Here is a 26,391-nt window from a genome sequence, read left to right as displayed (position 1 = left end):
TGCTCAAGGCAACCCTTGGGCGATCGACAAAAACCCCTGCATTACAAAGGTTCAGCCTCGCTCCACCGCACCAGCACCCCGGCAGCAGCCGACTCACAAAACAATTTTTGTAAAAAGTATTGACACAATTTACTGAGTCAGCTATATTGATGGACGTGTGAGGAGCGAACCAGAAGAAGCACCGAGACGAAACACGGCCAGTCGTCGGTGCTTTTTCTGTTGAAACCCGTTTTTAAGAGTTTTAAATTATCTATAATTCACATCGAGAAGATCTGTAAGCCCGCCACGCTTTCTTCATATCTTCCTACCCTTCGGGAACGGCTTCGCCGAACGCGTTCTTAGCGTCTTGGCGGTTCGTTAAATAAATATTCGGATGTTGCAAAAAAAGTAATTGACTGGACTTAATCTCAAAAAATCACAAATTGTGGATTTTTTTTATAATCAAAATTTGATTGCATAGAACTCAAAACTAGAGAGTTATATAATAATAAATTGTCGCTGGGTCGGGGCGGGTTGATATACATTTTTTCCAAATGTCGCTAAACCCGCCCCTGCGGTGTGGGTGTAAAAATATCAACGATCGCCCAAAACAAATTGTTCGATCGCAGCCGCCACCCCGTCTTCCTCCACATCCGGTGCCACCCAATCAGCAGCAGCCTTCACCCCATCAGGAGCATTGCCCATCGCCACGCCTACACCCGCGTAGGCAATCATTTCTACATCATTAAAATTGTCGCCGATCGCCATCACATTCGCCGCCTGCAAACCCAAAAGTTCCTCCGCTAAATACTGCACCGCATCTCCCTTATTCGCCAAAGGATGCGTAGCTTCAAAAAAAGTAGCAACGGATCGAGTCAAATAAAGCTCCGCAGGCGTGTAGCGCTGCCGCATACTGCTGAGCAAGCCGTCGAGTACCCCCGGATTCTCGCACAAAGCCAAAACTTTCGTCGGTTCCCCCGGAAGATCTCGTCGCAAATCTTTAATCACCATTGGTTCAATGCCCGATCGTTCGGCATAAATTCGGGTAGCTGCGGTAATTTCCGGCACGTAAAGTTGGTCGTCAATGTAGAAATGGATCGAAAGCAGCGGTCGCAAATGCGGTTCTTCAAAATAATCTAACAGTTGCAGAGCAGTTTGTTTCGACAGCGGCAAGTGCCGCAGCCGCTTTTGAGTAGCGTGATCTTGAATCCACGCGCCCTGGTAGCAAATCAGCGGCAATGTTGAGCCGATGTCGCGGTGAAAACGCAAAGCTGAGCGGTACATCCTGCCCGTAGCGACGGCCACTTTCACTCCCCGCGATTCGGCAGCCAAAATTGCCTGCTTGACTGGTTCTCGGATGGTATTTGACAAACCTGCGATCGTGCCGTCTATATCCACTACCAGCAATTGAATGTCTGCGGTGCCAAAAGCGCGATCGGTCGCATTAGCTGGATTTGAGGCAGTTATATTCTGCATGATTTTTTTAGATTTTAGCTGTTGATTTGCAAGCACCCATTTATTTTGCCACTGGCGGGATAGCAAAGTGCAACTTCTCATTTTTTGAAGACTAAAATATAGATAAGTAAATAAGCAACAAAAAAAGTATCTAGGAGGGCCCTTTAGGGAGGGATTTAGCTCAGCTATATAATAGTAGCCAGTTTACTGCCGTAAAAACCACACTCGCTCGCGATGTGTATTTCCACTTACTTAATAATACTTGTGGCAAAAAAGAATGCAACTGTACGTCTGATCCCAAACTTTATGTCATCAATCCTTCCCAATCTAACATTTAAAATTGTATAACCAGATCTTTCAAATTACCCCCAAATATCATGATTTCTATCCCTGGATACCGCATTGAAGAAGAAATTTATACAAATCCTCACACAGTTATTTATCGAGGGATGCAGCTTGAGGAACAAAAACCCGTTATCCTCAAAACTCTCACGCCGACATACCCTACCCCAGCGCAAATATCCCAACTCCTGCACGAATCCGAAATTCTTAAAAATTTGAGTTTGCCCGGAATAGTCAAGCTTTACAAAATAGAAACATACAATCACTTTCCTGTTTTAGTTTTAGAAGATTTTGGTGGCATTTCTCTCAAAGACTTTATCGGCAACAACCAGCTAGAGTTACAACAATTTCTGCATATTGGCATCAAACTAGCAGAAACTATTGGGCAACTTCACGAACACCACATTATTCACAAAGATATTAAACCCAGCAATATTATTGTCAATATCGAGACAGGAGATGTCAAGATTGCTGATTTTGCGATCGCCTCCCTGCTACCGGGCGAAAACCCTGCCCCCAGCCATCCCCATTTACTCGAAGGCACTCTCGCCTATATGTCTCCTGAACAAACGGGACGCATGAATCGGGCGATCGACTACCGCACCGATTTTTATTCTTTAGGCGTCACCTTTTATGAAATGCTGTGTGGCGAATTGCCTTTTCAGGCGATCGATCCCATGGAATTAGTACACTGCCATATTGCTAAAACGCCAGTTTCTCCTTGTGAAAACAGAAAGCAAAAAGTAGAAAGCAGAAGCATAGAAGGCAGAATCAATCAAGTAGGAACCAAAGAGATTCCTCAAGTCGTTTCCGATATCGTCATAAAACTCTTAGCAAAAACAGCCGAAGACAGGTATCAAAGTGCTTTCGGACTTTTGTACGACTTGGAAAATTGTCTCGTTCAACTGCAAACAACAGGCAAAATTTCTCACATAACCCTCGGCGAACAAGATCGGTCAAGTCACCTGCAAATTTCGCAAAAATTCTACGGGCGAGAAGCAGAAGTTAATATGCTTCTCAGTATTTTCCAGCGGATGAGGCCAGGCAATACAGAAATCGTGCTGATTTCTGGTGGTGCAGGTGTGGGCAAATCGTCGTTAGTATATGAAGTTTACAAGCCGATTCGGCGGGAAAACGGGTATTTTATTGACAGCAAATTTGAGCAATTTAAGCGCGATATTCCCTACGCTTTTTTGCTCCAAGCTTTTCAAGATTTGTTGCGGCAAATTTTCACAGAAAATGCCGCACAAATCCATGTTTGGAAACAAAAAATTTTAAAAGCACTCGGCGGCAACTGCCAAGTAATTATTGAAGCTATTCCCGAACTAGAACTGATTGTGGGGCCGCAGCCCCTCGTGCCCGATTTAGGAGCAAATGAATCTCAAAATCGCTTTAATTTAGTATTTCAAAACTTCATCCGCGTCTTTGCTCAAAAAGAACACCCCCTAGTAATTTTCCTCGACGACTTGCAGTGGGTCGATTCAGCATCTCTCAAGTTAATAGAACTGGTAGCAACTGACCTGGAAACTCAATATTTATTAATAATTGGAGCTTATAGAGACCAGGAAGTAGATGCAAATCATCCCCTAATGCTGACCGCCGAAGCAATTAAAAAAGCAGGCGGCACTGTGAGGGTGATCGCCCTTCCGCCTTTAGATATAAGCAGCGTCAACCAATTCGTTGCCGATACTCTGAACTGCGCCCCAGAAAAATCCCTAAGTTTAGCAGAATTGCTTTTGCGAAAAACCGCTGGAAATCCATTCTTTTTAACTCAATTGATAAAATTTATTTATTCAAAAAACTTAATTCAATTTAAACTTTCCCCCTCTAATAATTTGGTCAATCTAGCTGAATCTAACCTGTCGGGCTTAGCGCAACCAATCTCAGAGCAAATTGTGAAAAAATGCCATATCACAGGCGAGTGGCAGTGGGATATCGAACAAATACAAGAAATGGGAATAACTGACAATGTTGTCGAATTAATGATAGATAACATTCAGAAATTTTCAGAGGCTACCCAGGAACTGCTTAAATTAGCCGCTTGTATCGGAAACAAATTTGATTTAAAAACTCTCTCGACAATCGCCGAAAAACCTCTGGCGTCCGCAGCCACCGACCTCGGTGAGGCACTTCAGTCAGGTCTGATTTTGCTCGTGAATAACGCCTACAGAATTCCGATATCACTAACAGCAGCAAGCACAGAAATAACAGACACAATATCTAGAGACTTTACCGATGAATTTTCCCTACCACTGGCTGATGTTCCTAGCGCAACTTACAAATTTTTGCATGAGCGAGTGCAGCAAGCAGCTTATGCTTTAATATCCGATTATCAAAAACAAGAACTCCATCTAAAAATAGGGAGCTTTTTACTACAAAATGCACCCCCAGAGCAATTAGAAGAGCATATTTTTGATACTGTAAACCAACTAAATTCAGCCAAAGAAATCATCAGCAGCAAATTACAACAATTTCAGTTATGCCAATTAAATTTAATTGCAGGCCGCAAAGCAAAAGCAAGTGCAGCTTACGAACTTGCCCTGAAATATTTAACCGCAGGTATTGAACTGCTGCCCCCCGAGAGTTGGCAAACTGACTACGAATTGACTCTTGCACTCTACGAGTCAGCAGCAGAAGCTGCTTACCTCAATACCGACTTTGAACCAATGGAAGAATGGGCGAGAATTGTCCTGCAACACGCAAAAAATGAACTAGACAAAATCAAAGTGTTTGAAATCAGAATCATAGCTTGTGCGATGCAAGCCAAACTCCAAGAATCGGTAAAAATTGGTCGCGAAGCACTAAAAATGTTAGGAATAAACTTTCCAGATTCGCCGATTCCCCTCCACATTCAGCAAGCATTGGCTAAAACGGCAGCTTATTTGTCCGACCAAAAAATAGAAGATTTAATTAACTTGCCGATTATGACAAATTCGCATAAATTAGCAACTATGCGCGTGCTTTCCAGTATGTTTTCAGCAACATTTATAGTTGAACCTGTGCTGCTGCCGCTGATTGTGTGCGAGCAAGTGAATTTATCTCTTAATTACGGAAACTCTACTTTTTCTGCCTTCGGCTATGCTAATTACGGAGCCATTTTAAAAGGAATAGTTAGAGATATTGAATCTGGCGATCGCTTTGGTCAATTAGCTTTAATGTTGAGCGAGCGATTAAATGCGTTAGAATTCAAAAGCAAAACGCTTAATTTAGTAGCATTCATTTTGATGAACGGCAAGCATCACGTTAAAGACTCTTTGCCGCTATTAGAGGAGGCCTATCAAAGCGCGCTAGAAAATGGGGATTTAGAATCAGTCGGATATTCAGCCGTAAATATTTGTCAGTCTTTGTATTTCATCGGTCAAGAATTGCCACAACTGGAACGGAGAATGGTAAGTTACAACCATTTGCTGTTTCAACTCAAGCAAGAAACTGTATTGAATTGGAATCAAATATATAGGCAAACTATTTTGAAATTGATGGGAGAATTGGAAATTTCACACCTGGTATTAGGTGAAGCATACAGCGAAGAAAAATTGTTGTCGCTGCTGTTGAAAGCTAACGATCGGGTGGGACTACAGCACTTTTATGTGCAAAAATTAATACTAGCGTATTTATTTGGGGATAGCGCTACAGCGCTAGAAAATGCAGCGCAAGCCGAAGTATATTTAGACGGAGTTGCAGGCTTTATTAATGTTTCTGAATACCAGCTATACGATTCTCTAGCCCGCCTAGCAGCCTATCCATATGCGACAAATGAGGAACAAGAAGAGCATATTTTTTACGCTGTCAGTAACCGGAAAAAACTGCAACAAAAAGCGCTTTCGGCGCCCATGAATCTTCAGCACAAATGCGACTTACTTACGGCAGAAAAAGCGCGGGTTTTGGGCAATGTTGTGAGAGCAATGGAATATTACGATCGCGCAATTGAAGGAGCCCAAGAAAACGGATACATACAAGTCCAAGCACTAGCAGCCGAATTGGCAGGAGCATTTTATCTATCCATAGGACGAGAAAAAAATGCTAAAACTTACTTGACAGAAGCGCGTTATTGCTATCAGCGCTGGGGAGCAACAGCCAAAGCAGCGCATTTAGAATCGAAATACTCGCACTTGCTAACTTCAAGCTCGATTTCAACTAATATTGAAACTCACAAATCTACCAGCAGCGCTTCCACGACAAAGGACAGTGCAGGCGTGCTAGACTTGACCACAGCAGTTAAAGCATCGCAAACCTTAGCAGGCGAAATAGTTCTAGACAAACTGCTGGCAAAAATGATGAAAATTGTTATTGAAAATGCGGGGGCGCAAACGGGCTTTTTAATACTAGAAAAAGAGGGTCAATGGGTGATTGAAGCATCAGGCTCTGTAGATGGCGATCGCGTTGCTGTCATGCAATCAATTCCGATAGATTTTGTAGCCGACGATCGAGAAGTAACTTTGCTGGCAGTTGCAGTTGTGAATTACGTCGCCCGCACCCAGCAAAGTATAGTTTTAAACGATGCCAGCCGCGAAGGACAATTTACTCGCACACCCTATATAATGGCAGCTCAACCTAAATCAATTCTTTGCACTCCGTTAATTAATCAAAGCCAACTCACTGGCATTCTATATTTAGAAAACAATCTGACTACAGGCGCTTTTACACAAGACAGGTTAGAAATATTAAAACTGCTGTCTTCTCAAATTTCTATCTCCATCGAAAATGCTCAACTTTACGCGAACTTGCACCAATTCAATCAGAATCTAGAAAATTTAGTACAGCAGCGTACCTCCGAACTCTCCCAAACTTTAGAAGACTTAAAATCGGCTCAAAATAAACTGGTAGAGTCGGAAAAAATGGCTGCCCTCGGCGGGTTGGTTGCAGGTGTCGCCCACGAAATCAATACTCCCATCGGCATCGGCATCACCGCCGCCTCCCTGCTTGCTGAAAAAGCCACCAAGTTTTTTGAGGTTTACAGTAACGGCCAAATAAAACGTTCAGAGTTAGAAAAGTTTCTGGATACCGCCATCCAAAGCAGTAATATGATCTTATCTAACCTCACGCGGGCAGCCGACTTGATTCACAGTTTTAAAGAAGTAGCTGTAGATCAGTCGAGCGAGTTAAAACGCACGTTTAATGTTAAAAACTATCTAGAGGAAATTTTGACATCCTTAACAGCCACACTAAAAAGAACTAAGCACAAAATACAGATTAAGTGTGATGAAAATATTGTAGTGGACAGTTACCCCGGCGTAGTGTATCAAATTGTGACAAATCTGGTGTTTAATTCCCTAATTCACGCCTACGATGGAGAAGACGAAGGAGTTCTGGCTTTTGATTTCAAACTAGAGGGCGATCGGCTAATATTTGAATATGCCGATAACGGCAAAGGTATTGACCCAGAAAATCTCAGTAAAATTTTTGAACCGTTTTTTACCACCAAAAGAGGTCAGGGAGGCACGGGATTGGGACTGCACATTATTTATAACCTTGTTACTCAAAAACTAAAAGGCACAATTAGCTGCACAAGTCAAGTAAAAAAAGGCACAAAATTTATGATTGAATTTCCCGCTAACATGAGCAGTTAGTTATTAGACCGCCAACATGGATATAAGTTTTATATAGGAGAACGATATATGTCAGAAGCTAGTAAAAACCTGTTGGCTGCAGGCGATGATGAATTAATCGCCGCAGGCGACGATGAATTAATATTTGCCGAGGAAGATGAGGCTGAACAAAAACCGCTAGAAGAAAGTTGGAAAATATTAATTGTGGATGATGAAATAGAAATTCACAATATTACTAAATTAGCGTTAAATGATTTTAAATTTGAAGGAAAAAGTATAACATTTATCAGCGCTTACTCAGGAAAAGAAGCTAAAGAAATAATCCAAAATAACTACGACATAGCATTGATTTTACTCGATGTAGTTATGGAAACAGAAGAAGCAGGCTTGGAAGTAGTTAAATACATCCGCGATATTTTAAATAATCAAGTAGTGCGGATTATTTTACGCACTGGACAGCCCGGGCAAATACCAGAAGATGTAGTAATTGTCAGCTACGATATCAATGATTACAAAACCAAAACAGAACTTACTAACAAAAAATTATTTACCACAGTAGTCACCGCCCTGAGAGCATTTAGATCACTCAATCAAATCGAATCCAGCAAAAGCGAACTCGAAAAAATTGCAGCCGCATCAGCCCGTTTTGTACCCCGTGAATTTTTGAAATTTCTCAAAAGAGAAAGCATCGTTGATGCGAGACTAGGAGACGCTGTACAAGCAGAAATGACGATTATGTTTGCCGACATTCGCTCATTTACAAGTCTTTCAGAAAGTATGTCTCCCCGAGAAAATTTTGAATTTCTTAACTCTTACTTAAGCCGAGTTGGCCCGGTTATCCGCCAGTACAACGGTTTTATAGATAAATATATTGGCGACGGAATTATGGCTTTGTTTCCTAACAGGGCTGAAGATGCTGTGCAAGCAGCAATTGAGATGCAGCAGCAAGTGAAAATTTATAACAGACACAGGCAAAACAGTGGCTATCAACCTATTTCGATAGGGATTGGTTTGCATACGGGGACTCTAATGTTAGGTACGATTGGCGAAGCGGAACGAATGGAAAGTACGGTGATTTCTGATGCCGTTAATTTAGCTTCCCGCGTGGAAGGATTGACAAAGCTTTATGGGGTGGCTATTGTAGCTAGTGTCCAAACCCTTTGCCGGATAGACGATCCTCAACATTACAAGTGCCGGTTTCTCGATCGCGTTCAAGTAAAAGGAAAACAAACACCTGTGGCTGTATTTGAAATTTACGATGGCGACTCGCCGACAATGATCGAACTAAAAGCACAAACTCAAACTTATTTTGAACAGGGAATTTTTTTTCACTACCAGCAGCAATTCGCGCAAGCAAGACAAATGTTTCTGCGCGTTTTGCAAATTAATAAGTATGATAAGGCAGCATCTTTTTATGCAGAACGCTGCGATATGTTGATGAAGAATGCAGTCATTATGACTCTGGAAGGAATTGAAATTTAGTTAAGAGGAATTGGGAATGGGGCATGGGGAATGGGGCATAGGGAATTGGGAATGGGGCATGGGGCATGGGGAATTGGGAATTGGGCCGAAAAGAATTAGGAAATGGGCATCCGCTAAGATAGTGAACAGTGAACAGTGAACAAATAACTTAATTTATGCGCTTAAAATCCCTTGATGTTTTTCGCGGAATTGCGATCGCCTCGATGATTCTAGTCAACAACCCCGGTAGTTGGGAACAGGTATATCCACCGCTAGACCACGCAGAATGGCACGGCTGCACCCCGACAGACTTAGTATTTCCGTTTTTCTTGTTCATCGTTGGCTGCGCGATGTCTTTCTCGCTGTCTAAATATATTCAAAATTATCCAAAAACCCCAATAGAAACCTCAAAAATTACACAAACAAAGGAAAAATCAGAATCTGCTAAAAACCCTCTTCCTTCTTCCTTCTTCCTTCTTCCTTCTTCAAATATTTACTGGCGAATTGCGCGCCGCGCCGCGATTCTATTTATATTAGGATTGCTGCTAAATACATCTTCGATCGCCCTTGAGGTACTTCTCAACAGCGCCCCCGTAGAAAACTTCGGTAAAATCCGCATCATGGGAGTATTGCAGCGGATCGGCTTAGCTTATTTCATCAGTGCGATCGCCATTCTCAACCTTTCCCCCCGCAATCAAAAGCTGCTCGCTGTTGCTGTGCTGTTGGGCTATTGGGGCGCATTAACCGTGTTTACTGTAGGGGGGTACACTGCCGGGGAACTCACGCCAGAAGGAAATTTAGGAGGATATGTCGATCGGCTAATTCTCGGTAGCCAACACCTGTACAAAGGCGGCCCCTTCGACCCCGAAGGATTGTTGAGTACCTTACCCGCAGTTGTAACAGTCCTGATCGGCTACTTTACAGGAGAGTGGCTGCGACTAGAACCAATCAAAACCCGCACCAGTATTAACTTAGCAATCTGCGGCCTCTGTTGCGTGGTAATCGGCCACTTGTGGGGATTTTCATTTCCGATCAACAAACAACTTTGGACAAGTTCCTATGTAGTTTTTACGGCTGGTTGGGCGTTGCTATTGCTAGCAGCTTGCTACGAAACAATTGAAGTGCGAGGTTGGAAATGGGGGAAGCCGTTTGAAATCATGGGAGTGAATGCAATTTTCCTGTTTGTTGCTTCCGGTATAGTTGCCAGAATCCTGTTGAAAACCCATATTGGCAGGGGCGAAAGTCCTCCAAGTACCTACACTTGGATTTACGAGAACTGGTTTGTGCCGTGGGCGGGGCCGCTGAATGGTTCCCTAGCGTTTGCCGTGAGTGCGGTCTTATTTTGGTGGTTAATTTTGTATGGAATGTACCGACGTGATTGGGCGATAAAAATTTGAGTAGTTTGGTATCTAGTGGATATAACTCTTTTATGGGTAGCGCCCGATCTACTTGAAAAGGCTTTGGGTATTGTCGGTGAATACCGCGGTAAAACTCGGGCTGACTATATTGTTTAATTACTAAATTAACTACAAGAGCATACTAATTCGGTGACGATCGCTACCACTGCGTCTGGATCGATAGGTTTAGCAAGGTGACGTTGAAAGCCTGCTGCGATCGCCTGCTGTCGATCCATCTCCCCAGCATAGGCAGTCAGGGCGATCGCAGGAATTTGTCCGCCTTGCTCAAGCGGCAGACTGCGAATCTGACGCATGAGCATATAGCCATCCATTTCTGGCATTCCAATATCACTCACAATGATGTCTGGAACTGCTTGGCGAAACGCTTGCAGTGCCTCGATTCCAGAGGCGACGTTAGTGACGATCGCCCCCGCTTGTTCTAAAACAAACGCTACAAACTCCCGGGAGTCTACCTCATCATCCACGACTAAGACGTGAATGCCGCTTAAATTTCCCGTTGAGTCAGAGGGCTGCTCGATCGCGGGCAATTCATGAGAGCGAGGCGCAAGCGGAATGCGAACTGTAAACGTCGCTCCTTGTCCTTCACCAAGGCTATCAACCGCGACTGTTCCCCCGTGCAATTCCACAATTTGCTGCACGATCGCCAGTCCTAATCCCAAGCCGCCAAAGTTGCGGGTGGTGGCTCCATCTTCTTGCCGGAAATGCTCGAAAACATAGGGCAGGAAGTCAGAGCGAATGCCTTTTCCAGTATCAGTAACTTGAATTTCAGCGTGGATTTCATCCACAGCTAGAGTAACAGCGACTTGTCCCCGGTGAGGTGTGAATTTGACCGCGTTAGACAACAGATTCCAGATTACCTGCTGCAACCGTCCAGCATCGCCGATGACGATGCCAACACTGGGTAAAATCGTTGTGCAAATTTGAATGGCTTTCGCTTCTGCGGCTAATCGAACCGTCTCCAGCGCTTCTGAGATGACTTTACTCAGATCGACCGGCAACACGGTTAAAATCAGTTTGCCGCGCAAAATCCGAGAGATATCCAGCAAATCGTCAATGAGTTGCGCCTGGAGTCGGGCGTTACGCTCGATCGTCATCAATGCCATTGCGGTTTTTGCCGCGTCCAATTTTCTCTGCTGCAATAGTTTTGACCAGCCGAGAATCGGATTGAGGGGCGATCGCAATTCATGGGACAGCACCGCCAAAAACTCATCTTTAATCTGGTTGGCGCGATCGGCAGCTTCTCGCGCAACTTTCTCTTGCGCCAGCAGTCGTTCCAGTTCAGTTTCAGCTTGCTTTTGCTTCGTGATATCGCGGGAAATTGCTAAAAGTTGCGTCACTTGTCCAGTGGTATTCCGCACGGGTGTGATAATAATGTCCCACCACTTCGGGGTGCCCTTGTAAGTGGGAAGATAGCCTTGCAACTGACCTGTATTGCCTGCTTTGGCAGCCGCGATCGCGGCCTTGGCATTTTCATAATATTTACCTTGCCAGATATCTTGCCAACTGGTGTTTAGAACGAGTGACGGATCATCGATTTCCAACAGGCACAACCCGCCTGGATTGATATAGACGATTTCGGTATCGAGCATTAAGACTTTAATGCAATCTTGACTGCTTTCCAGTATGCGTTGCTTTAGTTCCTCACTGTCGCGCAAGGCTGCTTCGGAGCGGGCGCGTTCGGCTGCCGCCCAAGTACGCTCGGCAACTTCTTCCACCAGAGACACCTCGTCCAGCGTCCAAGCTCGTGGCTCGGATGTGTGGACTGCCAGCCCCGCTACAAACTCGCCTTCCTTGACCAGGGGTATACCGATGTATGCCCCAATCTGGCTCGCGGCGTAGGCCGATCGCTGCTCTGGGGATAGGTTGGGATCGGCTTCCACATCGGATGCGACCACAGGGCAACCCGTGCGGTACGCTGCAAGCAGCTTTGGGCCGAACGAATCAATCGCGTATTTGCCAGCCATTGTTGCGGCTCCGTTGACGTAATCGCGCTCAACGACGTAATCAGCGCCGCGAACCTCGAAGTACAGCACGCGGTTCGCGCCGAGATATTCGCCCAGCACGCGGCTGGCCGTAGCCTGAATCTCTACTGGGTCGGCAAGCGGGCGGAGCGCGTCGGCGATAGAGACACGGAAAGCATCAAATTCGGCGTTTCGCCGCGCAATTTCTTCTGCCCGTTTACGATCGCTAATATCTTTGAAGACGATCGCTACTTTTCGCGCTTGGGCTTCACCGGTGCGACAGGCATACACATCGAACCAACGGTTCAGTGCTTTAGCATAATTCTCAAACTGAAGCGGTTCGCCCGTTATCGCGATTCTGCCATAAATTTCAAACCAATGCTTCTCATGATCTGGGGCGAGTTCAAGCATCCGCTTGCCCACTGCCTGCACCAATCCTGATTGTTGTTCAAACGACGGATTGACTTCTAAAAAGCGGTAGTCAATCGCGCGATCGTCTTTATCAAACAGCATCTCGATGACGCAAAAGCCATCGCCAATCGACTCAAACAGCGTCCGGTAGCGTTCTTCGGATTGACGCAGAGTTGCGGCAGTTTGAATCTGCTCGGTAAGATTTTTGAAATAAACGGTGATGCCGTTTGGGGCGGGGTAGGTGCGAACTTCGTACCAGCGATCGTGGTTTTGGTAAAACGCGGTCATTGAGGCAGCCACGCGATCGCGCATGGCCCTCCAGTGAATCTCCTCCAACTCATGGCCAATCAGTTCTGGATATTCTTCCCATAAATTTTTGCCAATCAAATCATCTGGAGGGCGATCGAGCAGTACCCCAGCAGATCGATTGACGTAAGTGAACCGCCAGTTTTCATCCAGGGCAAAGAAGGCTTCAGCGATGCTCTCCACAATATTCCGAGTCTGCTCCTCGCTTTGGCGCAAGGCTTGTTCTGCCAGTTTGCGATCGGTCATGTCTCGCGTCACGCCTGCCACTGCTTCGACTGCGCCGTTTATGTCTAAAAGCGGCACGAAAATGTATTCATAGGTGCGCGTACCGATCGCGCTAGTGTAGGGTGCTTCATCCTTGAGCGGCTGGCGCGTCTTGATGACTTGTTGAATCTGTTCCTGATGTCGAGTCGCTAAATCGGTGGGATAATCCAGCTCGAAAAAGTTCTTTCCCAAAGCTTCATCCGAAGTTTTCTGCCAAAGATCGAGCAACGCCGGACTGATATAAGTGAACCGTCCTGACAGGTTGAAGGTGTAAATAAAATCGGGAATTGCACCGACGATCGCATCGAACTTTCGCAGTTGCCGTTCGAGTTCGGTGCGACTCTCAAGCGAAACGGCTTCAGCACAGGCACGTTCAACGGCTGCCCACGTTTGCTCTGCGGTTTCCTCAACTCGTCTTACCTCGTCTTCCCTCCACTGGCGAGGGTTTGCCTGATGCACCGCTAGCAACGCGACGAATCGCTCGTTCTTAATCAGTGGCACATCAATATGCGCGGCAATATCTATCGAGTGATACCTTTCCTTCTGGCTGGCTGTGTATTTAGGGTAGTTTGCCACATCGGGAACGATCGCCGTTTGCCCCGCTCGATGGTCGTCTGTTAGGTCGCGTCCGAAGTCTTCCGTATGGTACACCCCACTCAGTTCGGCAACATTGTTCGTGTAGTTTTTATGAACGACGACCTCTTTGCCACCGGGTAACACTTCAACGTAAATGACGCGGCTTGCGCCTAGAGACTCGCCCAGAACACGGGCCGCGATCGCCTGAATCTCATTAGCATCAGTCAGCGGGCGCAGCGCATTGGTGAGCTTGACTCGAAACGCATCGGCTTGGGCAGTTTGATACAAGGCATTTGTTGATTGGCGTTTCTGCGGCAGATCGGATTCTAGCTGCGTCTTTTCTGGGTGCTGGGTGCGATCGAGTTCTGTCAACAGAATTTGCACAGCAGTTTTCAGACTGTCCGGCCAGGTTTTGACAGCCCCCAGTGGTGTTTGCGACCAATCGTGCGATCGCATCAGCATCGCCATCTCGCTATCGCCTGCAAATAAATTTTTACGAGCAGCCTCATCTACCACATCAATCACACACTCTACCTCGCTGAAAATACTGAGCTAAAAGCTGTTTGCTGCCCTCTCGAATGACGATTGAAGAGGATTGACCCAGTTCAGCAACCCGCGTCCGAATTTGCCTTAATGCCAAAGGTGAGGGTTGAATCCCTCGATTCTCCCAACGATTAATCGTTACTCTTAGAATATCTCATACACTTTAAGGACATGGTATCTATCATACTCAATATCTGTCAAAAAGTAGACAGACCGATCTCCCTTAACAATAGTCTGGACAGTTTTTAAGCAGCATTGATTAAATTGTGGAAAGTTAAACCATGAGCGAAACTGACGACGAGCAGTTTTTTCATTTAAACAACTCTAACAACTGAAATTGGTCAGTTTAACCGAACCATAAACGAGCCAAATTGTTGACGATAAAACCACTAAAAACTTGTTTTGGGGTTGACGAATCGCTGTATTTGTTGTATTATTGATTTAATAATATTCATAAGCCAACCATCTAAAAAGCTGGTGTTTTTTGTAGTTTAACTTAAAATAATGCCTTTTTTTCTGTTTGTTTTTAGCTTTGATTCCACTCACTTTTTCGCTTCTGTGCTGTACTGCGTTAGCGAAGTTTGCCGTAGGCATCGCATCCCTATCTAAAACCTCTCCGGAGTATTGAATTAGTCTAAAGCAGAAAAAGCAGATCGAGCTTCCGAATCAAGAAATTGCGACGGCCCAAATGCCTCAACCCATGCCAGCTTAAGGATTTTGCGCGTAAAAGCCGATCGCCCGCCACCGATCGCTAGCTATAACTGAGCCCTAATCGCTAAAATTAAAAAAAGATACGTAATAGGCAGGCAGGCGTCAATGATCCCAACAGTTATAGAACAATCCGGTCGCGGCGAACGCGCCTTTGACATTTACTCGCGACTCCTGCGCGATCGCATCGTCTTCTTGGGCCAACAGGTTGACTCAGACTTGGCTAACCTGATTGTTGCCCAATTGCTATTTTTAGACGCCGAAGACCCGGAGAAAGATATTTACCTCTATATCAACTCCCCAGGGGGTTCGGTAACAGCAGGTATGGGCATTTTTGACACGATGAACCACATCCGCCCCGACATTTGCACTATTTGTCTCGGTTTGGCAGCCAGCATGGGCGCTTTTCTGTTGAGTGCCGGCGCTAAAGGCAAGCGGATGAGTTTGCCTCACTCCCGGATTATGATCCACCAACCTCTAGGCGGAGCTCAAGGACAAGCAACCGATATTGAAATTCAGGCCAAAGAAATTTTGTACCACAAACGCCGCCTGAACGAACATCTTGCCAACCATACCGGTCAGCCGCTTTCCCGCATTGAAGAAGATACCGAACGGGATTTCTTCATGTCCGCTGAAGAAGCAAAGGACTACGGATTAGTAGATCAAGTGATCGATCGCCGTCCTTCCGCCAGCCGCCCGATCGCCGCTGTCGTCTAAATGAAAAGTTAAAAATCAAAAATGAGGAAATCTTCTTCATTTTTGATTTTTAATTTTTAACGGTCATATAGCAGTTTTCAGTGGAGTGAATTACAGATGTTGGGGCGCATGATAGTTAACTCCTTACTGTATTTCATACACTTGAAAACTGCTATATGTAGCTTTTTCTAAAAAAACATCACACCTAGAAACCCTACATAATTACTAGGGCAAAGATTCGAGATATTGCAGGAAGTCGAGCAATTCTACTTGATTTAAGAAATGGCGCGCTTCTTTGCCATAACCTTGTTTGAGATAATCTTTTCCTTGGTTGGCAGTCCAGCCCAACCGCTTGATTTCTTCAGTAGTTCTGCTGTAGATTTCCAGATATTCTAGGAAATCTACCAACTGTTCGCTAGAAAGCTCTCTCTGCGACGACTTGCCGTAATTTTGTTCGAGACAGTCGCTTTCCTGTTTTTTCTTCCATTGCAGGCGTTTGAGGATGGCGTCTATTTGGGCGATCGTATCAGAATTATCCTCGATCGCATCGCTCGGAATTCCCACTGCGATCGGTTGCAATTCCCTGACTTCCGCCGCACCCTGTAGCAGTTCACTTTGGCTAGAAGTCGGCATCTCCAGTTCCGTGATCGGTTCGCCGTAGCTAGAAGAAAGCCAAGCGTCCGAGTCTAACTGCTTTGGTACAAACCCAGTAGCCTCCGTCCGATCGACCGTTGGCGGCAGCGGTTCCGGTACAGGTGCGATCGGCTCTTCATTTAATTTCGCTTCAGTCTTGACAAAATTGCTTTGATGTGTATCAGGCACTTTGTCAGTAACAGGCATTTCTAGAACCGGAAGAGGAACACTTGTCGGCCCCACAGGAACCGGAACAGCAGGAGGAGGGGGAGGGGGAACAGCAGCAACCGGGGAAACAGCAGGAGGAGGGGGAACAGCAGCAACCGAAGCAACCGGAGCAACCGGAGCAACCGGAGCAACCGGAGCCGGATCAACACTTGCGATCGCACGATCGGGCGCAGCAGATCCAAGAACCGCGATCGCTCGCAACCGGGCCCGGTCTTCAGCATCCTCAACAGACTCAGCAGCCGACATAGCCGTAGCCAGAGTTTTGCCGTCAACCTGAACCAGACAGCGAACAACAAACTTACCGTGATGAACAGTCAGCAACTCACAAATTAACTGTCCAGCGGGATAAAGGGCGCGAAATTCAGCAAACATAATTTTTTGACCCCGAAACCAGAAGGGGCTTATGACTTAAGTGTAGTACAGCCTAGAGAAAACAATTTTCTGAAAGCACATATTCAACATACAATAAATTAAAGGTGAGTCATCCGCGCAACCTTTCACGCCACTAAACCCCATCCCACATCCAGCGGTTTAAGCTAACAAGCATCGGGCGTCATTTCTACCTATAGGAGATGACACAGCAACTAAGCAAAAGTAGTAAAAGTCTCCGGTTTTGTGTACCTTGCACTTTCTACAGCACAGATTGCTCCCGACCCGCTCGTTGCACCTCTGTCCGCAAGGGCAGATAGCGTGCAAAAAACAGGGGCATCGCAGCAGCGAGCTACTAGCAATTTTGCCTTGATGCGGTAAATTCTTTGCTAAAGCAAGAAGCAAGAGGCACTTCAAAAGGAAGAAGGAACAAGGCAGAAGGAACAAGGCAGAAGGAAGAAATGCAAATTTTCTCCATCTCCATCCCTCCATCGGCTCATCCTCGACTCAAGCCGTCGCTTTCAGTATCGAGCCATCTTTTAAGAACCGACAGGGGCTTTCTAATTCGCAAAGTGCTCGGCGCTGCTGACCTAAAAGCAAACAAACCAATGCTAAAAAATTGTATTGGGGAATAGCGTGCGGGACATTTGTCTGCACCGTCAGCAGTCAGTTCAAGACAGACTGCAGACAATTAGCACCAAGCCGGTGTCGGGAGAGAATCTCAAAAAAACCTCGCGATGAAACAAGGTGGCTGTGCTCGCGTCTCCACCTATCAACCCGCGCATTTGTTGGGAAGCAGGCACTACGAGGGCCCGAGGGGGTGCGGCTGATTTCGCCAAAATTAGACTAATTGCTGGAAACAAGAGGATCGATCGCTACATGGAATTTTCTATCGCTGCACTGCTGGCAAATTTTACAGAAGACAAATTAGTGGCCCCTAAAGCATTGGAGAAAAAACTCGACTGCAACGACGCCACCAGTCAACTCAAACTTCAAATCGCATTAGAAGCTCTAGAGAAAATTGGCATATTAGTCAAGGACAAAGGCCGATATCGCCGAGTAGCTGAAGACGACGTAGTAGAAGCAAAACTTCGTTGTTCGAGCAAAGGATTTTGCTTTGCAATTCAAGACGCCGAAGGCTCAGAAGACGTTTATGTGCGGGAAAGTCACCTCTCGACAGCTTGGAATGGCGATCGAGTCTTAGTCAAAATCATCAAAGAAGGTAGCCGCCGCCGATCGCCCGAAGGCGAAGTCATGCTCATCCTCGAACGCGCCAACCCCTCGGTACTAGCGCGAGTCAAGCAAACCGCCACCCCCACCGGCCGCGTCAGCTACAGAGCAATCCCCCTGGACGATCGCCTGTTGTTTGAACTAGACTTGCTCGCAAATGGCACAAATCTCCAAGAGGCGATCGACCACCTAGTACACGTCGAAGTCAAACGCTACCCCCTCGGCACCCATCGCCCAGTCGGCAAAGTAGTACAGGTACTCGGTTCCGACGCCGAAGCTGCTGACGACCTCGACATCGTATGCTGCAAACACGACTTGCCACGATCGTTCCCCGCCGCAGTCATCAAAGCAGCCGAAAATTTGCCGAGCAAAGTCAAAAAAACCGACATCAAAAAACGCCTAGACTTGCGTAACATTCTGACTGTTAGCTTCAGCAAAAACGAACCGGGAACAAGCAACAGCGAAAACAATGCTCCTCAAGCCCCGGAGGAAAATCTCTCCGAAGGAGGAGGCGAAAACGAGTTTGATCCAACATCATTCCTCTCCGATCCGCCAGTGGAACGCGCTTTGTCGATCGAAACCCTGAAGCCCGGCCGCTGGCAAATAGGAATCCACATCAGCGACGCCGCCGAGTACGTACAGCCAGAAACCCCGATCGACCGCGAAGCCCGCAAGCGAGGCACCGCCGCCCATCTGGGAGAAAAAATCATCGCCGTACTGCCAGAAATCCTCAACGAGCGCTGCTCTCTGCTGCCTGACAGCGAACGGCTGGCCTTCAGCATACTGCTGACCCTAGATGAATCAGGAGAACTCCTAGAATACGAGATTCAAGCCAGCGTCATTCAAATTGACTACCACCTCACCTACCAGCAAGCTCAAGCAATTCTCGAACCAGGCGGTGCCGAAGAGCACCCTTTATCCTCCGCCCTCCGTCCTTTCCTAGATCAACTCGGGGCCGCCTCACAGGCTGCCAGACAGACAAGGCTCAAGCGAGGAGCTTTTGAACTAAATTTGCCCGATGCTAACTCTCACTTCGACGACGAAGGCGAATTAGGAGCTTTTGCAGTCGCTACCCCCGCCCAGTCGGCGGTCTCCGAGTTAGTCGTACTCGCCAACCAAGCTGTCGCCACCCACCTGCAAGCCTTGGGAGTCCCAGCAATTTACCGCGTCCAACCGATGCCAGACCCGGCAGACATTCAAGAGTTCATCAAACTCTCGAACAACCTCGGAGGCGAACTGTATCTCGAAACCGAAGAAGAAGTTTTGCCCTTGGACTTTCAGCGATTTACCCAGCAGTTTGCCGGCCTGAAGTCCGAAAGAGTTCTCACCTATCTGCTCGAAGACACCATGAAGCCCGCTGTTTACAGCACAACTCCCAAGCCACACTTCGGTTTGGCGCTGTCAGAGGGTTACACGCGCTGCACTTCGCCACTTTCCCGCTACGCCGATTTGCTGGTACTGCGGGTGTTGCAAGCGGTGTTCGAGCAAGGCCGCAGCAGCCGCACAACACGGGCTAAGGAAAAAGTTGACTTGCACCATTCCTCCTGTCACGGTCAAATTACTTGGAATGTTCTCCCCCCAGATTTGCACCACGAATTTGAGACAGAGTTTGCATCGGTAGTAGTACACCTAACCGAACGCGAAAGAGTTGCTGAGGATGCCGAAAGCGATTTGCAGGGATTGAAGAAAACCGGATTGATGAAAGAACGCACCGGTCAAACTTTCCAGGGTTTGATTACAGGCGTGCAGTCTTACGGTTTCTTTGTGGAAATTGAGGTGCGGCCGCCGGAGAGCGACATCCTGCGTGTTGAGGGACTGGTACACGTTTCTTCGCTCAAGGATGACTGGTACGAGTATCGCTCGCGCCAGCAAACTCTAGTGGGCCGCAAAAACCGCAATCAGTACCGTTTGGGCGATCGGGTAGAAGTTCAAGTCAAGAGTGTTGACTACTACCGCCAGCAAATTGATTTAGTTGCAGTTGGCGGCGGCAGTCAAGCTTTTGATGATGATGAATAATCTGTTGACAGTTGACAGTTGACTGTTGACTGTTAACTTTTCTCAATACTTAGTTGTCATTGTCTGGCAACTAAGTATTAAGAAGTTGGCGAAAAACTATACTCAGCAATCATCAATAAATAATTAAGGACTAATATCAAATCTGATAGCATCGTCGGGCGTCAAATCCAGTCAACAGTCAACAATCACGGACGGTGCAACCAGAATTCATATAACTTATCTGCGTTAATCTGTGTTAATCTGCCTGTATCTGCGGTTAAAAAAAAGATAATTCCTTAACCGTAGATGACAAGGAATTGACGCTGATTCACGCAGATGAAGAAAATAGATAGATGAATAATTCCGATGCTAACAGATTTGATGTAACAACTAATTATTAACAACAGTCAACTGACAACTAACAAATAACTAATGACGAATAACTACCCCCTAATCTTAGGAGTTACTGGAGCATCGGGACTGATTTATGCGGTGCGAACATTGAAATATTTGTTGGAAGCCGATCGCGCGATCGAACTGGTAGCATCGAAATCTACTTACATGGTTTGGCAAAGCGAACAGAACACTCGAATGCCCGCAGAACCGACGCTACAAGAGGAATTCTGGCGGGAACAAGCAGGAGTCGCCACAATGGGTAAACTTCGGTGCCATCCCTGGCAAGATGTCGGTGCTAATATTGCTAGTGGCTCCTTTCGCACCCAAGGGATGATGATTATTCCCTGTAGCATGAGTACGCTAGGCAAGTTGGCTGCTGGCTTGAGCTCTGATTTGCTCGAAAGAGCGGCCGACGTTCAGCTCAAGGAAGGGCGAAAATTGGTACTCGTGCCTCGCGAAACGCCTTTTAGCTTGATCCACCTGCGGAATTTGACTACCTTGGCGGAAGCTGGAGCTAGAATTGTACCAGCGATTCCTGCTTGGTATCACAATCCGCAAACTATTGAAGATTTGGTAGACTTTGTGGTGGCTCGCGCTTTAGACCAGTTGGGGATTGATTGCGTTCCTCTCAAACGCTGGAAGGAAGAAGAAGGGAGTTAGTTGATAGTTGACAGTTGACAGTTGACAGTTTGTTATTTGTTATTGATAATTTGTTAGTTTAAATTAGCAATTCCCAATTCCCAATTAGCAATTACCAATATTTTTAATATGCGACCTGTATTTTTGCTAGTGATTGTGGTAGGGCTGACTATTTTTGCCCTGCAAAATGTGGAGCCGGCATTATCGCTGGTGTTTTTGGGAGTTCGATCGCCTGCTGTGCCTTTATCTATCTGGATTTTGCTCAGCATGGCGGTGGGAGCTCTCACATCTTTATTGATTTCTGGTTTGCTGGCTTTTTCAAATTACCTATCTTCAACGCGGACCCGCACCGGCCGATCCAGTCGCAGCCGTCCCGATACTTTCCCCGAAGACGGGAGAACACCTTACACGCCACCTCCCCCTCCTAGAAAACAGGAAATTGACCCGGATCTGAATAGGGAAAATAGCCAAACTCAGGCTGCAGGTTCCTACCGAACTGAGTACGGTACGCCGGCCGGTTACAGTTCCCGGACTTTCCTGCAAGAAACTCCGAACCCTGATGGGGCGAAGGATTACGCTCAACCGGGGAGTTATGCAGCAGCAGACGATGAGGATGATTGGGTCTCAGATGGCTCAAAATCGGGTTCTCAAGGGGGCGATGACGATTGGGGGGACGATCGCGATTTTCCCGATCAACCGCAGGTAAATGATGTTCCAGCGGCAAATCCGAGGGCTTACGAAGCTCAGCAGGAACCGAAAAGCAAGTCTTGGGCTGGCTCAGTATATTCTTACGGCTATCGAGATCCGAGCCAGTCTGGGGTGGGGCAAACTGAGGCTGTATACGATGCGGAGTATCGAGTGCTGGTTCCTCCGGGAGGGGAGATTCCTAAACCCGCTGATGAAGCACCAATAAATCCTCTTGCAGAAGCAGAGGATGATTGGGGATTGGATGAGGGTGATGAGTTTGATGACGATGATGGCCCCAGTGGCGGATCGATTAACCTGAAAAAATAGAAAAATATCGGAGGATTTGGCAGTGGATGGGTTGAGGGGAGTAAATATCTATCTTGTCGGGATGATGGGTGCGGGAAAAACAACGGTGGGGCGGCTTTTGGCAAGAAAATTAAAATACCGTTTTTTTGATACTGATGAACTAATTGTTCGAGTTGCTAATCAGTCAATTGCTGAGATTTTCGATCGAGAAGGGGAAGAGGCATTTCGGGAACTAGAAACTAAAGTGCTCGGCGAATTGTCTGCTTATAAAAATTCGGTTGTGGCTACGGGCGGCGGTATTGTGACGCGATCGATGAATTGGGGTTACTTGCACTACGGTGTAGTAGTTTGGCTGGATGTGCCTGTTGATCAACTCTACGATCGACTGCGTTCGGACACCGCTCGACCCCTACTGCAGGAGGGCGAAATCAAATCTAAGCTGCAAAGCCTTTTGAAAGAGCGAGAGCGTTTCTACACTCAAGCAGATGTCCGAGTCTGTGGAGGTGTGGGCGAAAGGCCTGAAGCAGTGGCGACTAGGGCGATCGAGGAAATCCAAAAAGTTATTAAACCAGAAACCGGGCCTGAACTCAATTGATACATTCATAAACCCGGTTTCTGAGAAAATAACAGGTTTCTCAGGACTTTTGATATTAGTTCCCAAAAATAATGCAACCCTACGCAAGCTCCAAACCACCAGATTCATCAGTCATTCCCAAAATCTAAAATCTAAAATGGTATGACTTCGGTAAAAATACTGATTTTGGTCTGAGTGTGTCCGTTTAACCACCCAATATTTTGAAATCCACCGGGTTTGAGTGGATGTGATGCGTAACTTTTATAAGTATGAGGATGTGGCAATGCGGAGATTTTATACAACAACTAATGGCAGGCTCGTCTGATGCGTTAAAGCCGGCTATTGAGTTATCCCTAAAAATAAAAGGGCCCCACCGCTGAAGGGCTGTAGGGCGCAAGGACAGTTAAACGCTAACTTGATTGTCGGGAAATTTAGCATCAATGCTATGCTCCTATGTGACGATTTTACGATCGTCCATTCACTCATCAATTTTCCCGTATCAAAAAATGTAACCCAGCACCGATCGAATTCAACCTGTCCTATTCTAAAAACAATACCTCATGCATTCTGACTAGCAGCTCCCTAAAGCTGCTTTTTTATTGCAATCGAGTTTTTGGCTGCCCGACTTGCGGACTCTTGGGAATAAAATTTTGAGCAACAGTGGCTACACCTCAATACTGCCATAGCGGTTTTCAGTTCCACTCCAGGTTCGTAGGTAATTGGTAATTGGTAATAGGGAATGGGGCATTGGTAACAACCAGCGGGGAATCGGCAATTGAGATGCTGTACCTCACCAGGCTTGAAAACTGCTATGATTACGGCGCGGAAGGGAGCATTAATCCGGGTGGGGGATTGAAAAAAAATAAGCTGTATTTATTGATGGGCGCTCTGATAGTTCTCGGCTAAATATCCGTTGCCAGTTATAGAATTTGGTTGGATGAATTTCCCGTTCCCAATCAAGAGAATACGAGCCTGCCTGTTTTTGACAAAAACTCGATCGCTCCACCCAGCCCCACACCTGCTAAAGAAATGGTAATTAATACTACAAAAGACCGCCAACTTTTCCAACCAGATATTTGAATATCGAGTCTTGCCAAAGCTCCGGCTGAAATCAAGAGTAAACAAGTAGCAAAAAGGTGCAGCCAGGTAAACACTACCACTGCCACAAAAGCTCCTACAATAATAGAAATAAAAGCACCGATATCACTTGAAAACCACCGCACAATTAAGGATTTTATGTCTCTCAGAGGGAACGACAAGGCGACAGCCAACACTAAAATTGAAGCTATGGCTAGAAACCAAGTCATGTGCGGGGGAACATCAAACTCAGATAATTGCCAGCCAAAGGCGAAATAAGTAACAAAAAGTAGAGTTAGGGAAACCCAAGAATTTTTTTTCATCCGATGGCAAAATTAGGAGAAGCAGGAAAAAAAGATGATGATCCCGATGAGTTTGTACAGGGCCTAGAGGTTAGTAGAAATAGCTTGCACGGGACAGGTAGGGATGCACTGCTCGCACACGATACACCGCGATCGAGTAAAACTTAGTTTAAAGCTTTCTGGGTCAAGGGTCAAGGCTTCTGTCGGGCAAACTCCCGTACACAAACCGCAGTGAACGCAGATATCTTCGTCTATGAGTATTTCCCTACTGGCTAGGGAAACACCGATATTTTGCGATCGCATCCAGTCGATCGCCGCTTCTAGTTGGTCGATGTCCCCTGATAACTCTAGCACCAGTTTGCCCACTTGATTCGGAGCCACCTGAGCACGGATAATGTTGGCTGCAACATTAAAATCCTTTGCCAGTCGATAGGTGACAGGCATTTGGATCGATCGTTGGGGAAACGTCAGTGTTACCCGTTTTTTCACCCTGTAAGTCCTCGGTAATTTACAAACAATCTTTGTTATCTTATGTTTTAGCGCACTTGGTCTAATTAGTGTCTTTAGCACAAATTTTTATGAGATGGGTCTGATTATCTCAAAATGTGGTATAATCTGAATCTATTATTTAAAATAAAAACATAGAAATCAAAGCGCAATTTATTTTATGACCCAGAATTCCCCCAAGTCAACTGTCGTCCCCGCCGCCAAAAATCCCGAAACAAAAGTCGCCACGCGCCTCAGAAACTTATTGATCGTGTTAACAGCGATCGCCCTTTCAATATCCATCTTCTTAGGGCTGCAAACCCAAACGCCATCAAGCAGTCTCACCGATATGGCAAAAGCTTCAACGCCATTAGAAACTGCTTTGATAAACGGCAAACCGACACTCATGGAATTTTATGCTAATTGGTGCGGTAGCTGTCAGGCAATGGCTAACGATCTGAGCGAAATCAAACAGAAATACGCCGAACCGCTAAATTTTGTGATGCTGAATGTAGACAATGACAAATGGCTGCCAGAAATCACCAAGTATAGAGTAGATGGCATCCCGCACTTTGTCTATTTGAACGATAAAGGCAGCGCCGTTGCGGAAACGATGGGCGAAATGCCGCGCAGTATTATGGAAGCTAACTTAGAAGCTTTAATTGCAGGAAAACCTCTGCCACACGTGCAAGCTGGCGGTCAAGTTTCTAATTTTACTCCCCCCACAGGGCCTGTGAAAACAAGTAGCTCCGACCCCCGCGCCCACGGCTCTCAAGTACAGTAAAAAAAGGAAGTTCGGCAACGGATTAGCTTTCTTCGGATGTAACGGATGTCAAGAAGAAAGAAGGAGGAAGAAGGAAGAAAGAAGAGGGTAAAGGGAAGAAGACTTTAGGAACAGGCAAGATGCCTGTTCCACAACAAATAAACTTTCTTGTGGAACAGGCAAGATGCCTGTTCCTGATTGCGATAACTTACAGAGATTCAAAAGCCGATCGCAATTTCTGCCAATCTGCGTTTTGGGCGATCGACTACCTCTAAAGGAATATTCAAAAAAACTTTTTTCATAATTTATTAAGATTTACTATAGTAATTGTAATGTGCGGAGCGTAAATATTCTCTCACTCCCGATACAAAATAAACCCTGACCGAAAACAATTTGGTCGCCAGCCCCGCGATTCACTTCTTTGCAGGCTGACTGACGGGGTAAACTTTTCAATCTAAAGTCTAAAGTCTAAAATCAAAAATCAAAAATCAAAAATCAAAAATCAAAAATCAAATGACTCCCGACAAACCCGGATTCAGCATTAGCGCGACCGCGATTCGCCGCCACATCGGCACTCTCATGCTGACACTTGCTATTATAATCGTGGGCTTTTTCTACATCACCCAATTGCCCGTTGACTTGCTACCCTCCATCACCTATCCCCGCATCGGCGTGCGCTTAAACGCCCCCGGAGTCTCCCCTGAAGTCGCAGTTGACGAAGTTACCCGCCCCCTCGAACAAGGACTTTCCGCCACTGAAGGCGTCATGCAAGTTTTCTCCCGCACTCGCGAAGGACAAGTCAGCGTCGATTTATTCTTCAAACCGGGGGGAAACATCGACCAAGCCCTCAACGACGCCACCGCCGCTGTCAACCGCATCCGCAACCGACTTCCCGACACAGTTGAATCCCCTACTCTCTTCAAAGTTGACCCTTCCCAGCAGCCGGTTTACGAATTTGCCCTCATACCAATTTTATGTGAAGTTGCATATAATAGAGAGATAGCTTGTATGGTGCGTTTATGAGTCGTAGTTTAAAAATA

General features: G+C 46.2%; 15 protein-coding genes and 1 pseudogene. 11 read left to right on the top strand and 5 right to left on the bottom strand.

What is annotated here, in order from left to right; genetic code table 11:
• Positions 1–573 precede the first annotated feature (573 nt).
• Positions 574–1,455 carry a Cof-type HAD-IIB family hydrolase gene (locus tag QUA04_RS04735; RefSeq protein ID WP_333254253.1) on the bottom strand — a complete coding sequence of 294 codons (882 nt, stop codon included), beginning with the start codon at positions 1,453–1,455 and terminating at the stop codon, positions 574–576.
• Between the two features lie 356 nt (positions 1,456–1,811).
• On the opposite strand from QUA04_RS04735, the gene QUA04_RS04730 reads away from it, so the two are divergent.
• The 3 genes from QUA04_RS04730 to QUA04_RS04720 all read left to right on the top strand — a co-directional run bounded on the left by QUA04_RS04730 (position 1,812) and on the right by QUA04_RS04720 (position 10,180).
• A complete protein-coding gene (locus QUA04_RS04730) occupies positions 1,812–7,343 on the top strand; it encodes an ATP-binding sensor histidine kinase (RefSeq protein ID WP_333254250.1) in 5,532 nt (1,843 codons plus the stop codon).
• Positions 7,344–7,391: 48 nt separating this feature from the next.
• Positions 7,392–8,804 (top strand): adenylate/guanylate cyclase domain-containing protein, encoded by a 1,413-nt coding sequence (locus QUA04_RS04725; RefSeq protein ID WP_333254248.1) that lies wholly within the window; start codon positions 7,392–7,394, stop codon positions 8,802–8,804.
• A gap of 155 nt (positions 8,805–8,959) precedes the next feature.
• Positions 8,960–10,180 carry a heparan-alpha-glucosaminide N-acetyltransferase domain-containing protein gene (locus tag QUA04_RS04720; RefSeq protein WP_333254246.1) on the top strand — a complete coding sequence of 407 codons (1,221 nt, stop codon included), beginning with the start codon at positions 8,960–8,962 and terminating at the stop codon, positions 10,178–10,180.
• A gap of 125 nt (positions 10,181–10,305) precedes the next feature.
• Here the strand turns inward: QUA04_RS04720 and QUA04_RS04715 are convergent, their stop codons facing one another.
• Positions 10,306–14,187, bottom strand: coding sequence for a PAS domain-containing protein (locus QUA04_RS04715; protein ID WP_445242288.1), 3,882 nt, complete (start codon positions 14,185–14,187; stop codon positions 10,306–10,308).
• Between the two features lie 891 nt (positions 14,188–15,078).
• Here QUA04_RS04715 and clpP point away from each other — a divergent pair.
• Positions 15,079–15,687, top strand: coding sequence for an ATP-dependent Clp endopeptidase proteolytic subunit ClpP (clpP, locus tag QUA04_RS04710; protein ID WP_006635758.1), 609 nt, complete (start codon positions 15,079–15,081; stop codon positions 15,685–15,687).
• 204 nt (positions 15,688–15,891) lie between these two features.
• On the opposite strand, the gene QUA04_RS04705 is transcribed toward clpP, so the two are convergent.
• Complete coding sequence (locus tag QUA04_RS04705; protein ID WP_333254242.1) at positions 15,892–16,899, bottom strand: hypothetical protein; 1,008 nt, start codon at positions 16,897–16,899, stop codon at positions 15,892–15,894.
• Positions 16,900–17,775: 876 nt separating this feature from the next.
• On the opposite strand from QUA04_RS04705, the gene QUA04_RS04700 reads away from it, so the two are divergent.
• The 4 genes from QUA04_RS04700 (at position 17,776) to QUA04_RS04685 (ending at position 22,744) form a co-directional block, all read left to right on the top strand.
• A complete protein-coding gene (locus QUA04_RS04700) occupies positions 17,776–20,142 on the top strand; it encodes a ribonuclease R family protein (protein ID WP_333254240.1) in 2,367 nt (788 codons plus the stop codon).
• Between the two features lie 411 nt (positions 20,143–20,553).
• Positions 20,554–21,177 carry a flavin prenyltransferase UbiX gene (locus QUA04_RS04695; RefSeq protein ID WP_242718598.1) on the top strand — a complete coding sequence of 208 codons (624 nt, stop codon included), beginning with the start codon at positions 20,554–20,556 and terminating at the stop codon, positions 21,175–21,177.
• Positions 21,178–21,285: 108 nt separating this feature from the next.
• Entirely contained in the window at positions 21,286–22,170 is an 885-nt protein-coding gene (locus QUA04_RS04690) for a LapA family protein (protein ID WP_333254238.1), read from the top strand.
• 22 nt (positions 22,171–22,192) lie between these two features.
• On the top strand, positions 22,193–22,744 hold the full coding sequence (locus QUA04_RS04685; RefSeq protein ID WP_333254236.1) for a shikimate kinase: 552 nt from the start codon (positions 22,193–22,195) through the stop codon (positions 22,742–22,744).
• Positions 22,745–23,679: 935 nt separating this feature from the next.
• On the opposite strand, the gene QUA04_RS04680 is transcribed toward QUA04_RS04685, so the two are convergent.
• Together QUA04_RS04680 and QUA04_RS04675 are read right to left on the bottom strand one after the other, a co-directional pair.
• Positions 23,680–24,123, bottom strand: coding sequence for a hypothetical protein (locus tag QUA04_RS04680; RefSeq protein WP_333254234.1), 444 nt, complete (start codon positions 24,121–24,123; stop codon positions 23,680–23,682).
• 63 nt (positions 24,124–24,186) lie between these two features.
• Positions 24,187–24,591: an NIL domain-containing protein gene (locus QUA04_RS04675; protein ID WP_333254232.1), complete on the bottom strand. Its 405-nt coding sequence runs from the start codon at positions 24,589–24,591 to the stop codon at positions 24,187–24,189.
• Positions 24,592–24,769: 178 nt separating this feature from the next.
• Between QUA04_RS04675 and QUA04_RS04670 the strand changes: the two genes are divergently transcribed.
• The 3 genes and pseudogenes from QUA04_RS04670 to QUA04_RS04660 form a co-directional block, all read left to right on the top strand.
• On the top strand, positions 24,770–25,372 hold the full coding sequence (locus QUA04_RS04670; RefSeq protein WP_333254229.1) for a thioredoxin domain-containing protein: 603 nt from the start codon (positions 24,770–24,772) through the stop codon (positions 25,370–25,372).
• Positions 25,373–25,491: 119 nt separating this feature from the next.
• Complete coding sequence (locus QUA04_RS04665; RefSeq protein ID WP_333254227.1) at positions 25,492–25,626, top strand: hypothetical protein; 135 nt, start codon at positions 25,492–25,494, stop codon at positions 25,624–25,626.
• 238 nt (positions 25,627–25,864) lie between these two features.
• A pseudogene (locus QUA04_RS04660) lies at positions 25,865–26,314 on the top strand (efflux RND transporter permease subunit); the annotation flags it as partial.
• Positions 26,315–26,391 lie beyond the last annotated feature (77 nt).

The organism is Microcoleus sp. S13_C5, assembly GCF_036700845.1.
GTDB lineage: Bacteria > Cyanobacteriota > Cyanobacteriia > Cyanobacteriales > Microcoleaceae > Microcoleus.
Note: the sequence above shows the minus strand (reverse complement) of the source record. Positions and strands in the feature narration are given on the sequence as shown.